Origin of the sequence: Leptospira sp. WS58.C1, from assembly GCF_040833995.1 — a bacterium.
Lineage (GTDB): Bacteria > Spirochaetota > Leptospiria > Leptospirales > Leptospiraceae > Leptospira_B > Leptospira_B cinconiae.
The window spans coordinates 737,529-752,500 of the sequence record NZ_CP162137.1 but is presented as its reverse complement, the minus strand read 5'-3'; the positions used below and the strand labels follow the sequence as shown (position 1 = coordinate 752,500).

Sequence of the window (14,972 nt, the reverse complement as noted above, 5' to 3'; positions counted from 1 at the left end):
TATAACTAAAAGTCCCTCCGTTTCCGTTTTTTGGGAAGCCGAACTCATCATAATTGCTATATGTATAAACAAGCGAGAACAACTCATCCTTCATTGACACTATTCTTTGCGACGAATCGTAAATAAATGTATAATGTTGACTCGCTACATTGGACGAATCCAAAATCATATAGCTCTCCAAACCTCTTTGGGAGATCGCCGAATTCAATATCGGCGCCTCGATTAATCCGAGTTTAGCAGTCTCTACAGAGAGGTACGTTCTTACGTAAGAAGAACCGGAAGAATCAATACAGGTGTATACTAGCCCGGAGACTGAACATTGGTAAGTGGTGGTCGAGCTATCTTGTCTTTGAACCGTTTTAGGCAAAACTAAACAACTCCGATTGGGGATCAGTAAGGCTAACGCAAGAGAATCGCTTTTAGAATCTCCTCCACAATGCCAGTGGAGCGAAAAAAGTAAAAGTAAGGCGAAAGGTAAGACACGGTTTTGCATTATGGGATCTCTCGATATTGATATGAATAGAAAGCTTTTTCAGCATTCAAACGACTGCAATTTTATCAAAGAGCCGTTTGAATATCAATATCGGACACTACGCAGAAATTTACGGTTCCTTAGTAAAACTACCTAATGATCGACTGAAACCCCTAAGAAAATTTATCTTACGACCCCATTTCCTCTTCTACAGAATAATTTTCGCCGATCGAAAATGCGCAAATGCGAGATAAATGTGTATAAGATAAACCGGTTTCCTCGGCCCAGGCATTAAACTGCTTTTGAATTGCCGACAGATCCTTTTTGGATTTTCCAGTAGAAGACAACGAAAGACCTACATCGCGTAAACATAATATAACATCGGAAGATAAAATAAAGGAATCCCTTCCGATAAAACGTAAGAAGTATTGCCCTGTATTTCCGCCCAACCTGGATCCATGCTTGGAAAGAAAATCCAAAAGTCCGATCTGATCCTGGACGGGCCAATCCGCCAAAAATTTTCCGAAACTACCGTGTTCCCGAGCGATCTCCACGACAAACTGCGCATTCTTTCTCACAGAAGAGATCTTTTGCGCATTGCGTATGATCTTTTCGTTCAATTGTAAGGCGTCCCAAAATCGATTCGGCTGCTTGAGTAATTTTGCAGGATCAAATCCGAGAAAAGCTTCTTCAAATCCTGGCCATTTATTTTCCACAACCTTCCAAACAAAGCCCGCAGAGAAGATCCGCTTTGCCATTTCACTAAGCACCCGATCATCCGAAAGGCGACTAAGTTTGCTTTTAGGATTTACTTTGGGAAGAAGGGATTGTAAAGCCTTCTCCCCACCTTTTCTTTTAGCTGCCCGCTTTTGGATCTTGTCAAAAGAAACCATTTATACTCCTAAATCCAAACGATAAGATCGTAAAATAAGATATAAATGAAAAACTCAAATCTCTCTTAGTAAAGAAAAAATCGAAACCTTTAAAGGAGCAGAATATATCTTCACTTGTTGGAATTCCAACATGAGTAGAGCGACTAAAATGTAGTTGTAGAAATTGCGAAGATCTGATACAAGGACTTTGCTGTTCGCGGGTACCACCGTACCGGCCCCCACCCAAAAAGGGCGGGGCCTTTTCAAAAATCTCCCACTCATTGTCACAATCTCTCTCCTTGCGCGTCTTTCTTTTAAAAGAGGAAACAAATGAACGCAAGATTCAATTATGCCAAAGTATATCCCCAAGTTTTCGAAAGAATGATAGAGATGGAAAACTTTGCTAAGAGCTCAGGGATCGAAATCAAACTTTATGAGCTGATCAAGATCAGAGCTTCTCAGATCAATGGTTGCGCTTTTTGTATCAACATGCACACCGTTGATGCCAGAAAGTTAGGAGAAGAAGAAAGAAGGATCTATCTTTTGAACGCTTGGAGAGAGGCGCCTTATTATACGGAAAAAGAAAGGGCTGCTTTAGAATTAACGGAATTTGTGACTAAAATTTCGGAACATGGGGTTCCGGATGACCTGTATACGAGAGTTCGAGCCCATTTTGAGGAAAAGGAATTTATCGCTTTGATCGTCGTAATCAATACGATCAATTCCTGGAATCGGATTGCGATCTCCACCGGGATGACGGCTCCGAATTGAAAAATACTTTCCGTTTCGTATTTCATACGTTCCTTTTGGGACAACTTCCGATCGAAGGACGTATGAAATATTTTTTAATATTTATAATGTTTGTTTCTATTCCAACTTAGTTGCTTCCAAGGTTTTTGTCAAAGACTGAGAAGTTCCTTTTAGTCTTTCCAAACTAGTTCGAAGCTTTTCCGTGATCTCGGACATTTCCATAGATCTTTTACTCAGATATTCTATCCCATCTAAGATCTGTTTAGCTCCATTCGATTGTTCTAATGTCGAATTTTTCATCTCTTTGGAAAGTTCACGGATCTGTTTGTTTTTATCCTCCACTTCGGTAGATAAACTTTTTTGTTTGTCTACCGAGTCCCCTACTTGAGCAAGAGCTTCTCCGATTGAACCGATCCCCGCCGTCAACTCACGGAATGCCTGGACCAACTCTCCGAATTTTTCGGAGCTGGTATCGGAAGCTTCTCCCAAGGCTCCGATCTGTTTAACGATCTCTTTTGCGTTTCTGGAGGAAGAATCCGCAAGTTTACTCACTTCCTCCGCTACTACCGAGAATCCTTTTCCCGCTTCCCCCGCCCTTGCCGCCTCTATGGCTGCATTTAAAGAAAGTAAATTCGTTTTCCCTGCAAGATCTTGGATCACTCCTAATATCTTACTCACTTCCTGGACCGTACCCTTAAACTGAGAGAATACGTCTAACGCAACTCGGACCGTGCCCTCCCCCTCGATTGCTGTGGCAGCCGAACCTTCGCCTAGGCTTCTTGCAAAGGAAACGGCTTCGAATACTCGGACCATTTGGTCCTTCCATTTATCGATGGAAGTGGAAGTATCATCTCCGAATTCATCCTGTTGTTCCGCCATTTTTGCGATGGATTCAATACTCGCACCCATCTCTTCCAAAGTGGCGGACGTTTCTTCCACCATACTAGCAAGATCGCGGCTACTATCTTCGTTTGCTTTAGCCACGTCTTCCACATCAATTAAAGATTTGCGAAGTTCTTCCGCTACTATTTCGGAACTTTGCAGAATTTCCTTCGCAGAGGTATAATTTCGAATCGCCCGTTCTTCCGCACTTTGTGCTTCTTCTACCAACCTTCTTACGAACTTGGTTGCATAGGAGATCGTAACCCCGAATGCGAATAAAAATACTCCCATTAAAATTACAAGAGGAGATCTCAATCGGACCATTCCTTCATAACCCATAGTGAGAAGTTGCGGGTTCAGAATAGTGAGTGCCATAGACATCGCGGTGAATTGAACTGCCAAGACGGTGGAAGTGATAAAAGTGAATCTAGGATTGAACCTAAAAATAGTTCCCGCTAAAATCAAAAAATAGATCCCGTAGTTTGCAGGGCTCAACACCCCGTTCGGTTTCCATTGGTCTTCCGTTCCAAAATACCCGGCCTGTACTATCGCATAACCGATAAATTCCATAAACACTGTGGCGTATTTCAACCAAGGTTTGTAACCGAAAAACTTCATTACAAAAATGGAAAAGAAGATTATGAAGGAATATGCGATGATTCCACCGATATAATAACCTAAAACCGATTGGATCCCGCTTTTCCAGGCTAGCCCAAATGCGGTTCCGAAAATAAAAACTATCGTTAAAAAGATCCGCAGATAATTTGCGGCTACTTCCCCTTGGCGTTCTAGTTCCAAATTTCTATTCATTATTCCTCGGTTAGGCGGTTTCGTTTTTGGCCTAAAATCTCTTCGAATCGACCGAGTGTCAAGCAGGGATATTATGTGGATGTAATTTAGAAGAATTAAAAGTTGATTGGGATCATTAATGCCAACTCGAGGGTGCTCATGTGGATGGTATATCCGGAATCCTTGAACAACGGTCCATGCCAACTCAGCCTAGCTTTTACGAACCCGAATTTAGGCGTTTCTACATAGATCATGTATGCAAAAACTTGTTTATCCTTAGCGTTGATGCTGGTTCTGGACAGTGCGCTCAAAGCTAATAATTCCAAAGGATTGTAATCATCCTTCAAAGATGTATAAACTAAAAGTGATAGAATATCCGTAGAAAAATTGGTGCCTTGGCTGGCAAGATACGCCCCCATTAATTCCAAATTATTACCTTGGCTTAAGTTTAATAAAAGATAATTGAATAGCGGATCTCCGCTTCTCAGATCCACTAAGCCGGAGCTCAATTGTATAAAACTTAATGTATTCAAAAAAGTATTTCTGTCACCCATTGCTCCATACAATTTTCCGATCATTTCTCCGGGATCCCTAAAGTCCACATTCCCTCTCATTCTGATGTCGGCTAATCCGAAACCGACCCCCATACGAAATCCGTCTACGTCCGGATTTCCCCAATAGAATGTAGGTATTATATAATTATAATCTACTTTGACGTTAGTTCCGAGATCCGCAGTAACCGAATTTTTATCATTCTGTCCGGAACTACTGCTACTAGACGAAGAGGAACTTGAATCGGAAGAAGAACTTGTATCCGGAGCAGGTACTGAATAGGATTGTTTGTCGAACTCTTTTCGGGCGGAATGGAACAGAAGTTGAACTCCAAAAGCCTCGTTGATCTTAAAGTCCTTACTTCTGATATCAAAAAAGAAATTAGACCTTTGAGACGTTGTAGTCATCGCAGCGGACCTTCCTCTTCCGCTGATATCCAGGTCGGAAATAAAATCGTAACTTCCGCCCGGTTGTATGGAAAAAAACCTAGCCTTAGGGACTTTAGGAATGCCTAAGTCTCTATCGAACTTGTTTGCCTTCTGTCCCGAGTCATAATGATCTCGGATCTCTTTTAAGACATCGTCATCCAAATCCGTTTTTGGGGGAGAAGCGAAATTATAGATTGGAGTTAAAAAGAAGATCAAAAATAAAAAAAATAATTTTGCCCGGATATTTCGCTTCATGTAGTATAAGAGTTTTTCCAAAAAGTCGAGGCTCACAAAGGCCGACACTTAGTTTTTATTGATAGTTTATTTTGGGACGGACTATAAAGAACATTATTTATTTATTCGATCCAATTCGAGTCAACTAACAAAACGGATTGAATAAGTAATGGTACACTTTAAGATGGAAACAATGGATTGGAGATTTAGGTCCTTACTTTTTCTAAACTTAACCGTATTCAGCATGGGTTGTATAAAAACCTTTCCTGTGCTGGAAGATCCTGTCCCTGGGGAAGAAGGTTTAGTTGCGTTTGGTCTGATCGTTGCCCAGGGAGGTATCTCGAATGGGATATTTAGAGGTTTAGAAGATTCGATTCCAAAAGAAACACATATATCTTCTCTCTCGGACAATACTTTAAGAATTAATCTAGAAGATCCAGGGCAGGAAATGGAGGGAGACGAAAATTACAGATTTTTATGGGTCAAAAAATTACAGCTAGGAAAATCGGATGGAAGTGCTCCTAAATATTTCGCAGTCACTAGACTCCCGCAAAACCAATCTTTAATATTGGACAGTGCCTCTTATTCTTATACCACAACTCATACCTACACTACCGTAAACAAATATGGGCATGTGCAAACACATACCTACACTGTTCTTCATACCGACTCCATCCGAATAGAATATGATCCATTAGAAAAATCTAAATTTTCTTTCACAAATCCGGGTGGATTAGAGATCCGATTTATAGGAAATTTTATCGCCTATCCAAAAGATACAGATCCGACTTATGGCAGGCCTTATTTGGGCACCTACGTTCTGGAAAATCTGGATACTTATCTACAGGGAAATCCGAATTTTTCTTCTAATATTAAAAGTAAATATTACGGAAAGGAAGAAATAAGTCCAAAAGGTGCAGAGATCCATTTCCTAAAAAGATTTATTAAAGAAAATCGATCTCGCTATTGGCAGGATATCGCAATTAAAAAACTTCTCCAATTAGATCCGAAGATTAGAGAAGCGGCGATCAAGGCAAAGATCCCAATCCCGACTCAAGATTTACGTGTTGAAAATTCCACCCAGGAGAACTAAGGTTTTGAGATCAGAGTATTAATCGTACCGCTAAACCCGGTATTCAAAATAGTCCAAGAAGAAGGATCCAATCCTGTTTCGGAATAAATTACGTTTCCTGCTCTTCCCGCTCCTAAAAATAATTTCACGTACGGATTATAGGCTAAGCTTAAAAAGTCCGGCTGACCGTTATCGTAGGAACAGTTGCCGATCGATTCATAACCGGTCCAATTGGCACCCGCATCGGAGGAATTCATCCAAGTACAATTGTCTCCGAGTGCAACAATCATATTTCCCTTAAAGGCCATGGAATTCAGAAGAATGTCGTAGGTCCCCAATAATTCATTCGTAACTACTTCTTCCCAATCCCCTCCTGAAAGCTTTCGATTCACGTAATTCGCACCGTCTCCTTCTCCAAAAGAAAAACGGGATTGGTTCGGCCCTTTGGAAAACCAAAACGTATTCGGATTATAGTTAGGTGGAGAAGTAGGCATATTAGAATATCCTAAATATCCGGGTTGATCTGAATCGGAAACCCAAGTAGAACTTGCAAAACTATATTTTAGGATCGCACTGGATGAAGCATAGGATCCTGTTTCTCCCAGACAATGAATTCCTGCCGAATCCGCAGAAAGATAACAGGTAGAATTTAATCCTCCGTCTACAATCGGAGTCGGTCCTAACTTTTTAAAATTCCAGCTCATCCCATCGGAACTAACCAACCCATAATAGTCCTCGTTGGCTCCAGTTCCCATCTTATGGCCGGAAGCAAAAAACATCCCATTCCCATAAACCACTGACCTAAGAGGAGTATTAGAATAACTTAATATGTTTGGACTTGGACAGGCATGTTTTACCCACTCGACACCGTCGACGCTGCTCCAAATACCGCAATTATTCGAGTTCGTTTGATATGAGGTGCTGACTGTACCGACAGCCACCCACCTTCCGTTACCTTGCGCTAGTCCATAGATCACTCCGCCGGAACAACCCGTAAAAGGAGTAGAGCCGCCTTGTCGAATGCTCCAAACAATTCCATCATTGGAAGTAAAAAGGGAACAATTATCCCCTGCAGCCATAAACTCCGGGCCTGCATCTCTACCGTTAAGTACCTCGGAAAGGGTAATATCCATGAGTAGACCAATGGGAGATTTGGCAGAGTCTATATCGATGGATTTGGCTTGGTTACAAGCCGAAATAGAAAGTAAAAATACAAAAAAACAAATCCGCTTCATGACAGGTACTCCGGACCTTTAAACCACAAATCAAAGTCAAAAAAATTGCAAAACTTTCGTTAAAATATGGGATAGAACAAGCTCTAAAATTTTTTTTCTCTACCCAAAAGTTCGGCTAATAACACACCTGTGAGCACGAAACTGCATCCGATCAAACCGGTTGCGTCCATCCGTTCATCCAAAGTAAAATAGGCAAGAATTGCGGAGAATACAGGCTCCAAAGAAAAGATCAATCCCGCTCTCGTCGGAGAGATCCCTTGCTGGTATTTTGTCTGCAAGAATGTAGTTCCCACAGAAGAGATCAAACCGTTATAGAATAAGGCAGGCATAACTCTGGAATCCATTTTGATAAACAATGGTTCGAATTCCGTCCAATGTAAGAGAAATGCTAGAAAAAAAGCGAATACACTGGTCACTAATGTTTGAGACAAAAGGAGAATATCCAAAGGGCAGGACTTACTCGCCTTATCCACATAAATAATATATAAAGAAAAGAAAAACGCGCCACCCAAAGTAAGTATATCGCCCAGGTGATAAGATATTATAAATTTATGATCTTCTCCCGTTGATTCTGCGGAAAGAAAGAATAGTCCCAACATTACCACGATCACGCCCAGTAAGTTTCCGGAACTTGGCAAACGTTTCAAAAACAAAGTCTGCAAAATAGGAGTGATAACCACCAAGGTCCCTGTCAAAAACCCGGACTTAGTAGCGGTTGTGTATTTTAAGCCGACTGTCTCGAATGCGAATCCAAGAAACATCCAAAAGCCCAATAAAAAGGCCAAGAAGTAAAGAGATTTGTTTGCCTTCCAAGTCGGATAAGATACGGGATCCTTTCGGTTCTTCAGAAGAATATAAATAATAAAAACGAACGTTGCGATCGCAAATCGGATACCGATAAATAAACAGGAAGAAATAGAGGCCAAACTCAGTTTTGTAGCGGAGAATGTCCCGCCCCAAATCAAGGTGCAAAAGATCAGCGCGGCCTCGTTTTTATATCTGTTCATTCCGATATTATTGTGCCGGGGTTTTCTTCTTTAGAACGATTTCCACTGCCTTCCAAGATTTCCAAGTGGTGCCCTGCCAGTTGACTGTCTCATATCCTTCCTTTTCCACTTTCAAATTAATACCTCTAATTCCGGGAAAGGATTGGAAAAACATTCCATCTTCTTTTCGAGAAGTCCTAACTTCCCCATGATAAAAAACGACCTTTTCATATTTGATATTTGCCGCTAAAGGATTTCCGTGTTCGTCTTTGATCTTGAAGTAAAGTTTACTTCCATCGGCAATTTCTTCCAAAAGGATCATCCATGCCGGTCTCAAAGATTCCATAATTTTCGGTACGTCCGAATATGGAGGATTCAAGTGAGAAGATTCAACTAAGTATGCGAGAGTCCCGTACTTAAAGAAATAGTAATCTTGATCCACCCCGTCCACTGCGTAGATATTTTTTTTAGCGCCGAAATTATGGTTTGGGTTTTTACTTTCTACGGCGGAAGCGATCCTCTTCGCTAAATTCCAAGTAAAGTCCGGTTCCGGATTAGAGGTTCCATCATTGGTATAAGGAACTAAGATACAATTCGCAAAAGCATGATAACTGATAGAAGCTACAAACCTTTCCTTTTCGGCTAAATTCATCATCGCTTGTGTCTCAGGCTCGGAACCGGGATACGGTCCTCTGAAAAATACGCTATTCGACATGGAAGAAGTTCGGTTCGATTTTGTTTTTCCCCAGAAGAATGGATAATTCCGATTGATATCTACTCCTGGATTTTCCTTTTCGGAGACTTGTCCCCAACCGGGATATCCGTTCTTTCTTCCCATCGACATATTCTCATGCCAGAAAACTCTGGAGCCGTCCGGATTTACGATTGGAACCACCCAGATCTTGAGTTTTGCAAACATATCCGCATACTTCTTCTTATGAGCCAAAAGTTCATAGATCACATCATAACAATGTTCCACGGAAATTACTTCGTTTGAATGATGAGCACAATTAAATAAGACGGATACTTTATTTTCATCCGGCACGGCAACGTCAGTGAGCAGAATTGCAGGAATCTCCCTACCCCTACTTGATTTTCCGATTACCTTGTGCTGCGTATGTCTCGGAAAAAGTCGATGTACCCAATATAGATAATGAGAATTTAATATATTATCCTTATAACCTTTCCTGATATCTGCTAATGCAAAAATGGATTCTGATAGGGAATTCTGGTAATTTCCGGAATAATATTTGAAAGGCATACCCTTTGCGATATTGATCCCTTCTTTAGGAAAACCGTATGTTTTTAATTTTTCCTTATGGATCACTGCATAACTATAATCTTTCTCTATAAACGTATAAGGAACTTCCCAAGAAGTTACTCTTTCGAATTCTTCCCTGGCGTTTTTATCTATTTTCAAAAGAATCGAGACGGAGCCGTCGTTTAATGGTCGAGAAGGAATAGTTTCCCTTAAAATGGAACAGGAAACTAAATAGGTACAAAAATAAAATTTGAGTAGAAAGACGCGAAGAAAGCCCGCCACAGTCGTAGTTTTTTGAAAGGGAATGGGGAAGAAAAGAAAGAATTGAGCGGAACGGTAAAATGCGAGATTATTTCCAGGGTAGAGGATCCATCTTCCCTACCCCGGAAAAAAGAAAGATGTCTACTTTTTAAGCCAGACTTGGGTTCTTCCTAATAATGAAAACCCAACGTAACCGCGGACTTCCAATTTTTTCCCACCGTCTACCGCTTTTAAAAAGCATTTGTACCAAGTCCCGTTGTTAGGATCTAAAATTTTACCACCGGACCATTTGTCTCCATCGGGAGCTAAACCACGAATGATTACCAGTCCTAAAACAGGTTTGTCTTTGTCCGTTCCGTCACATTCTGTACAAGTATGAGGTTTTCCGTTTTTATCAAGTGGATCGGTTAACTTTGCGATCTTACCGAAAATTTTACCACCCTGCTCGTAGATCTCTACGATCGACTCTTCTTTTCCTTCCTCGCTAACGGTTCTCCAACTACCAACCACCGGTGCCGGATCGGCAAACAATTCCCCTACGGAGAAAAAAATAAGGAGAGTGAGCGTACCTATAATCGTCTTCTTCATATTACTTCCTGAAATTCTAAAATTCGTTTTCAATTTCGCCTTTGCAGGCAAGATCCGCAAAGGCGATTTATTCGGCTTATCGAAACTGAAACTTAAGGTGTAAATCTAGAAGGTCCAGTCGGTAATTCATTTGCTGCATCTCCTAAAAGATACAAGGAAATTTCCGGTACAAAAGTGACGATTGCAAGACCCACTAAAAAAATCAGCAAGGTCGGCAACACCGCTTTAATAACGTTACCCAAAGGTTCTTTAAAAATCCCGGAGGCTACAAACAAGTTGATACCGACAGGAGGAGTTAAATAACCTATCTCCAAATTCACGATCATAATAATCCCGAAATGGATCGGATGGATTCCATACGTTATCGCCATTGGGGCTAATAAAGGTGCTAAGACCAAAATAGCGCTCATCACATCCATAAAACATCCTACGATCAGAAGAAGAATATTCACCCCGATCAGGAATGTTACAGGATCGGAAATCATTCCGGACATCGTCTCGACCATCGCCTGAGGGATCTGTTCGAGGGTCATAAACTTATTCAAGGCGACTGCGAATAACAGGATCAAAAATAAAGAACCCAACATTTGCGCACTTTCCACCAAAGAAGAAGGTAATGTCGACCAGGACATTTCTCTATAGATGAAAGCTTCGACTATAATCGCGTATAATACCGCAATTGCTGCCGATTCCGTCGCAGTAAACAATCCTGAGTAAATTCCACCTAGGATCACTACTGGCATAAATAAGGCTAAGATTCCCGCCTTGAATGTACGACCGATCTCCTTTGCATCCCATTTGCTAGTAGGAGTCTTCCATCCTCTAACTAAAGAATAAAAGACCAATAGTAGCATCAAAAGTAATCCAGGCCCTACTCCTGCTAAGAATAGATCGGTCACGGAAACTCCAACCATGATCGCGTAAATGATCATAGGAATACTAGGAGGAATAATGATCCCTAAGGTCCCGCCGGAGGATAATAACCCCATACTGAAACTTTTGGAATACCCGGCCTTAACGAGAGCAGGATAAACAATTCCTCCGATCGCTATCAATGTAACAGGAGAAGAACCCGAGATCGCGGCAAAAATACCGCAGGCAAATACTCCCGCAATTGCAAGTCCGGCAGGGATCGGAGCTGTCAAAGCCTTACTCAAGTCGATCAATCGACGAGCGATCGAACCATGGGTCATCAAATTTCCCGCGAGTATGAAAAGTGGGATCGCAAGCAATACCTCTTTATCCGCGGCATAATACATATCCTCTACTATACCTATAAAACTTCCTTCTCCGAGGAAATAGATACAATAAGAAGTCACCAATCCCATTATAACGAACAAAGGCTGACCGAGAAGGATAAGAACAACGATTAATGCAAGAAGTCCGACGCCTACCATTAAGCCTTTCCTCCGTTTTGAATTTCAGCTAACGCATCAGTTGCCTCGTTCTTAGTTGCAGGCCTGAGACTTGGGATAAACGAGTAAATCAAATGGCGAAATGCCATCGCCATAAAAGTATACGGAAAAATCGTTTTTACCACCCAAAGAGGTAGAAGTTCGATTACCGGATGGATATCTCCGAAATTTTTAGCCTCGGAAACGTGAACGTAAGACAGATACAGAAAAAACAAACAGAACATTCCGATCAAAAAATGTTCTAAACCCTTTTGAAAATTATGCGCTGACTTTGGCCAAAGTTTATCGGCAATCTCAGGACGCAAATGTCCTCCTTCTCCGGAAGTAAGAGCAGCTCCAAGAAATCCCCCCCAGATCATAAGAAGAATTGCAGCTTTTTGGGCCCATTCGATCCCGGAATTGAAGATCTCCCTTCCTCCCACATCGAGTCCCATTAAAATTGTAAGGCCTCCGAAACAAAGCCCAGCCAATACCTTTTCGAAATATTTCAAAAAGGTAAGAATCTTTCCCAGTACGTAAATCATTCTTATTTTTTCCCCGATTTATAGGCCTGTTTACCTTTTAAGATCAAATCGTAGATCCTTTTAGATTCTCCCCCCAACTTTCCAACCAACAATTTATCCAAACCTGCAGCGGAGTTTTTCCATTGTTGTAGCTCGGAAGCGCTTGGGGTGTAAACTTCCACACCTGTTTTTTTCAAGGTATTAAGAAGTTTAGAATCCAATGCTCTCACTCCCGCTCTGGATTCTTTTGCGATCCCATTTCCTTCTCCCATGAGGATCTTTTGTATGTCAGGACTTAATGTATCGAAGAAACTTTTAGAAATTACGACCATACCCGGCTGGTAAATATGCTGAGTATAGGTGAAGTATTTAATAGTAGTCTGCCATTCTGCAGCAAGAGTGAATAAAGGAGTATTATCGAAGGAATCAACCACACCGGTTTGTAAGGCGGGAAGAACTTCCGGAACCGCAATCGGAACAGCAGAGGCTCCTACCTTCTTCCAAAACTCCAAATGTACTTTGGATTCCTGAGATCTGATTTTTACACCCTTCAGATCTTCCGGCACTCTGATCGGTTTGGTCTTCGATCCGATATTCCTGTATCCATTTTCCGCCCAACTTACGAGTATAAATCCTTTCTTGGCTAGGATCTCCTTAACAGGTTCGTATAGAAAATTGTCCAAAATAAAATCCGCTTCCGCTAGACTATCGAATAGATAAGGTAATTCCAATACGTTAAGTTCAGGAACAGTATTCGCAAGAGCTCCGGCGGTAATACCTGCCACTTGTATCCTTCCCTTACGTACACCTGCGAGAATTTCATTTTCTCCTCCTAACTGTCCGCCAGGATATAATTTTACTTTTACCTGACCGCCGGAGTCCGCTTCGATCTTTTTCTTGATGCTCACCATAGTGTCCATCCAAGGAGTTCCGCTCGGAGCTACGGAAGCAACCTTCACCGTAACGGGGTCCGCAGAAACGGAGCCGACGACGGCAGATAGAAATGTCACCGCAATTAGAATAGGGGTTAATAACTGGTTCATTTTAATTTCCTAAATTTTCTCCTAACTTGACGGTCCCCGATAAGATCGAGGACCGCGGGCCGAATTCAAAAACATTCGGCTTTTGTTTGGGTTGATATTCTATTCGAACTCTTTAATCAGCTTTTTAGCTTTTAATTGTTCGATGATATTTTCGGATTCCACATCCGGGATCGCTTTCGCGTTTCCTTTGATCACATAGTTCAGCTGTTTAATGGCAGCTTCCTCGTTCCCTCTCAAACGGAAATCGGCGTATAGAACCCGAGTACCGAAATAATCGGGAGCGACCTTAATACATTCTTCGAAGTATTGATCCGCCAATTTTTTATTTCCGGTCGGGCTTAACGCCTCCGCGCCGGCTTTATATCGAAGGACAGCTCCGTAAAAGTAGGTTTTATTCAGTTGTTCTACTCGTAACATGGTCTTGGTAAGTTTGGATTTGTTTTCCAACAATGTCATCAAACCTTCCAGCCTGGACCATTTAGCAAGATTAGCATAACGCCAATACAACGCGTCTATGTCCGCCAAAGTGATAGTGTCCAACGAATCCTCGAACTTTGCTCCACCCTTTATTACTTTTTCGTAAAATGCTTGGTTATGGGCCAAACCGCGCTCACACCACTTGATACCTTTATCGAAATATTCGTTTTGCTGCTTTTTGATCGCTGCTTCATTCTCATCGTTCATTTCAACGTAAAGATGACCGTCAGCCAAAAGATAGTAAGCTCTACATAAAAGGACTTTGGATTCGTAGTTGCTCGGATTTTCGGAAGCCCAAGCTTCAGTTTTCTCGATGAACTTTTGTAAATCTTCCTTTACGTGTCTGCTCTTCCACAGTTTTTCCAAATCAGCGGGGATCTTGGTTGGTTTGATCTCCCTAGCTGAGTATTGGTTATCCCAAGCAGCCGTTCTAGTGGTTGCACATCCCACCGACAGTACTGTACTAAATATCGCAATCGCACCTATTAGGACTCTAATTGTGTACATTAGCGTCTCCTTATTTATCTGAAATTTGAATCGGCCTGCATTTGGAGGCCGACTTCTTTGTAAGCGGGAAAACTTTAAAAGGACCGCATCGTGTGAGAAGTATTTTTTATTTTTTCAAAACACGTGTTATAAAAAGACAAACGCGACCCAAAGAAAATCCGCTATGTTTTGCAAGTTAAGGCGTCTTAAATCTACTTTTTCAGCCAGATTTGGGTCCTACCTAACAGAGAAATCCCGATAAAACCCCTGACTTTCAGCTTAGCTCCATTCTCTATTGCCTCGATTTTGCATCGATACACCCTGCCTGACTCAGGATCCATGATGGTTCCACCCACATATTCATCCTCGCCTTTTGTTAATCCTTTCAGGAAAACTAAACCGATCACTGGTTTATCTTTATCTTCTCCCTCGCATTTTTTACAAACATGAGGCTTACCGGCTTTGTTAAGAGGATCTTTTAAGCTGACAATCTTACCGAAAATTTTCCCGTTTTCTTCGAAAATTTCCACTACAGACTTTTCCGACCCGTCAATATCGTCTACGGTCTTCCATCTTCCAATAACCGGAAGAGGTTCGGCAATTACAGACTCACCGACTAAAAACGCCGCCAAAACGACAAACAAACCGAGTGATTTTTTCATTTTT

General features: G+C 41.5%; 15 protein-coding genes (1 of these 15 only partly in view). 2 read left to right on the top strand and 13 right to left on the bottom strand.

Annotated elements, in window-relative coordinates; genetic code table 11:
- Positions 1–493, bottom strand: the 5' portion of a protein-coding gene (locus tag AB3N61_RS03510) for a hypothetical protein (protein WP_367898492.1). The gene continues 146 nt to the left of window position 1, outside the view; only the first 493 of its 639 coding nucleotides appear in the window; its start codon is at positions 491–493; its stop codon lies beyond the left edge, outside the window.
- Between the two features lie 167 nt (positions 494–660).
- Positions 661–1,365 (bottom strand): DNA-3-methyladenine glycosylase I, encoded by a 705-nt coding sequence (locus tag AB3N61_RS03505; protein WP_367898491.1) that lies wholly within the window; start codon positions 1,363–1,365, stop codon positions 661–663.
- 309 nt (positions 1,366–1,674) lie between these two features.
- Here AB3N61_RS03505 and AB3N61_RS03500 point away from each other — a divergent pair, with 309 nt between their 5' ends.
- Positions 1,675–2,115, top strand: a complete 441-nt coding sequence (locus AB3N61_RS03500; protein ID WP_020771395.1) for a carboxymuconolactone decarboxylase family protein — start codon at positions 1,675–1,677, stop codon at positions 2,113–2,115.
- A gap of 96 nt (positions 2,116–2,211) precedes the next feature.
- Here the strand turns inward: AB3N61_RS03500 and AB3N61_RS03495 are convergent, their stop codons facing one another.
- The gene (locus AB3N61_RS03495; RefSeq protein WP_367898490.1) at positions 2,212–3,786 is read right to left on the bottom strand and encodes a methyl-accepting chemotaxis protein; all 1,575 of its coding nucleotides are present in this window, start codon (positions 3,784–3,786) and stop codon (positions 2,212–2,214) included.
- A gap of 95 nt (positions 3,787–3,881) precedes the next feature.
- Positions 3,882–5,000 (bottom strand): hypothetical protein, encoded by a 1,119-nt coding sequence (locus AB3N61_RS03490; protein ID WP_020771424.1) that lies wholly within the window; start codon positions 4,998–5,000, stop codon positions 3,882–3,884.
- Positions 5,001–5,148: 148 nt separating this feature from the next.
- Between AB3N61_RS03490 and AB3N61_RS03485 the strand changes: the two genes are divergently transcribed.
- Entirely contained in the window at positions 5,149–6,072 is a 924-nt protein-coding gene (locus tag AB3N61_RS03485; protein ID WP_367898489.1) for a hypothetical protein, read from the top strand.
- On the opposite strand, the gene AB3N61_RS03480 is transcribed toward AB3N61_RS03485, so the two are convergent.
- The 9 genes from AB3N61_RS03480 to AB3N61_RS03440 all read right to left on the bottom strand — a co-directional run bounded on the left by AB3N61_RS03480 (position 6,069) and on the right by AB3N61_RS03440 (position 14,968).
- Complete coding sequence (locus tag AB3N61_RS03480; protein ID WP_367898488.1) at positions 6,069–7,286, bottom strand: hypothetical protein; 1,218 nt, start codon at positions 7,284–7,286, stop codon at positions 6,069–6,071. The two genes, AB3N61_RS03485 and AB3N61_RS03480, sit on opposite strands and share 4 nt — an antisense overlap.
- A gap of 83 nt (positions 7,287–7,369) precedes the next feature.
- A complete protein-coding gene (locus tag AB3N61_RS03475; RefSeq protein WP_020771506.1) occupies positions 7,370–8,293 on the bottom strand; it encodes a DMT family transporter in 924 nt (307 codons plus the stop codon).
- 7 nt (positions 8,294–8,300) lie between these two features.
- Complete coding sequence (locus AB3N61_RS03470) at positions 8,301–9,815, bottom strand: M14 family zinc carboxypeptidase (RefSeq protein ID WP_367898487.1); 1,515 nt, start codon at positions 9,813–9,815, stop codon at positions 8,301–8,303.
- A gap of 120 nt (positions 9,816–9,935) precedes the next feature.
- On the bottom strand, positions 9,936–10,382 hold the full coding sequence (locus tag AB3N61_RS03465) for a DUF2147 domain-containing protein (RefSeq protein ID WP_036090975.1): 447 nt from the start codon (positions 10,380–10,382) through the stop codon (positions 9,936–9,938).
- 92 nt (positions 10,383–10,474) lie between these two features.
- Complete coding sequence (locus AB3N61_RS03460) at positions 10,475–11,779, bottom strand: TRAP transporter large permease (RefSeq protein ID WP_367898486.1); 1,305 nt, start codon at positions 11,777–11,779, stop codon at positions 10,475–10,477.
- Positions 11,779–12,321, bottom strand: a complete 543-nt coding sequence (locus AB3N61_RS03455) for a TRAP transporter small permease (protein ID WP_367898485.1) — start codon at positions 12,319–12,321, stop codon at positions 11,779–11,781. Before AB3N61_RS03455 ends, AB3N61_RS03460 begins: the two co-directional genes overlap by 1 nt.
- A gap of 2 nt (positions 12,322–12,323) precedes the next feature.
- Entirely contained in the window at positions 12,324–13,343 is a 1,020-nt protein-coding gene (locus AB3N61_RS03450; RefSeq protein WP_020771180.1) for a TRAP transporter substrate-binding protein, read from the bottom strand.
- Positions 13,344–13,442: 99 nt separating this feature from the next.
- The gene (locus AB3N61_RS03445) at positions 13,443–14,327 is read right to left on the bottom strand and encodes a TRAP transporter TatT component family protein (RefSeq protein ID WP_367898484.1); all 885 of its coding nucleotides are present in this window, start codon (positions 14,325–14,327) and stop codon (positions 13,443–13,445) included.
- Between the two features lie 191 nt (positions 14,328–14,518).
- A complete protein-coding gene (locus AB3N61_RS03440) occupies positions 14,519–14,968 on the bottom strand; it encodes a DUF2147 domain-containing protein (protein WP_020771332.1) in 450 nt (149 codons plus the stop codon).
- Between the last annotated feature and the right edge of the window lie 4 nt (positions 14,969–14,972).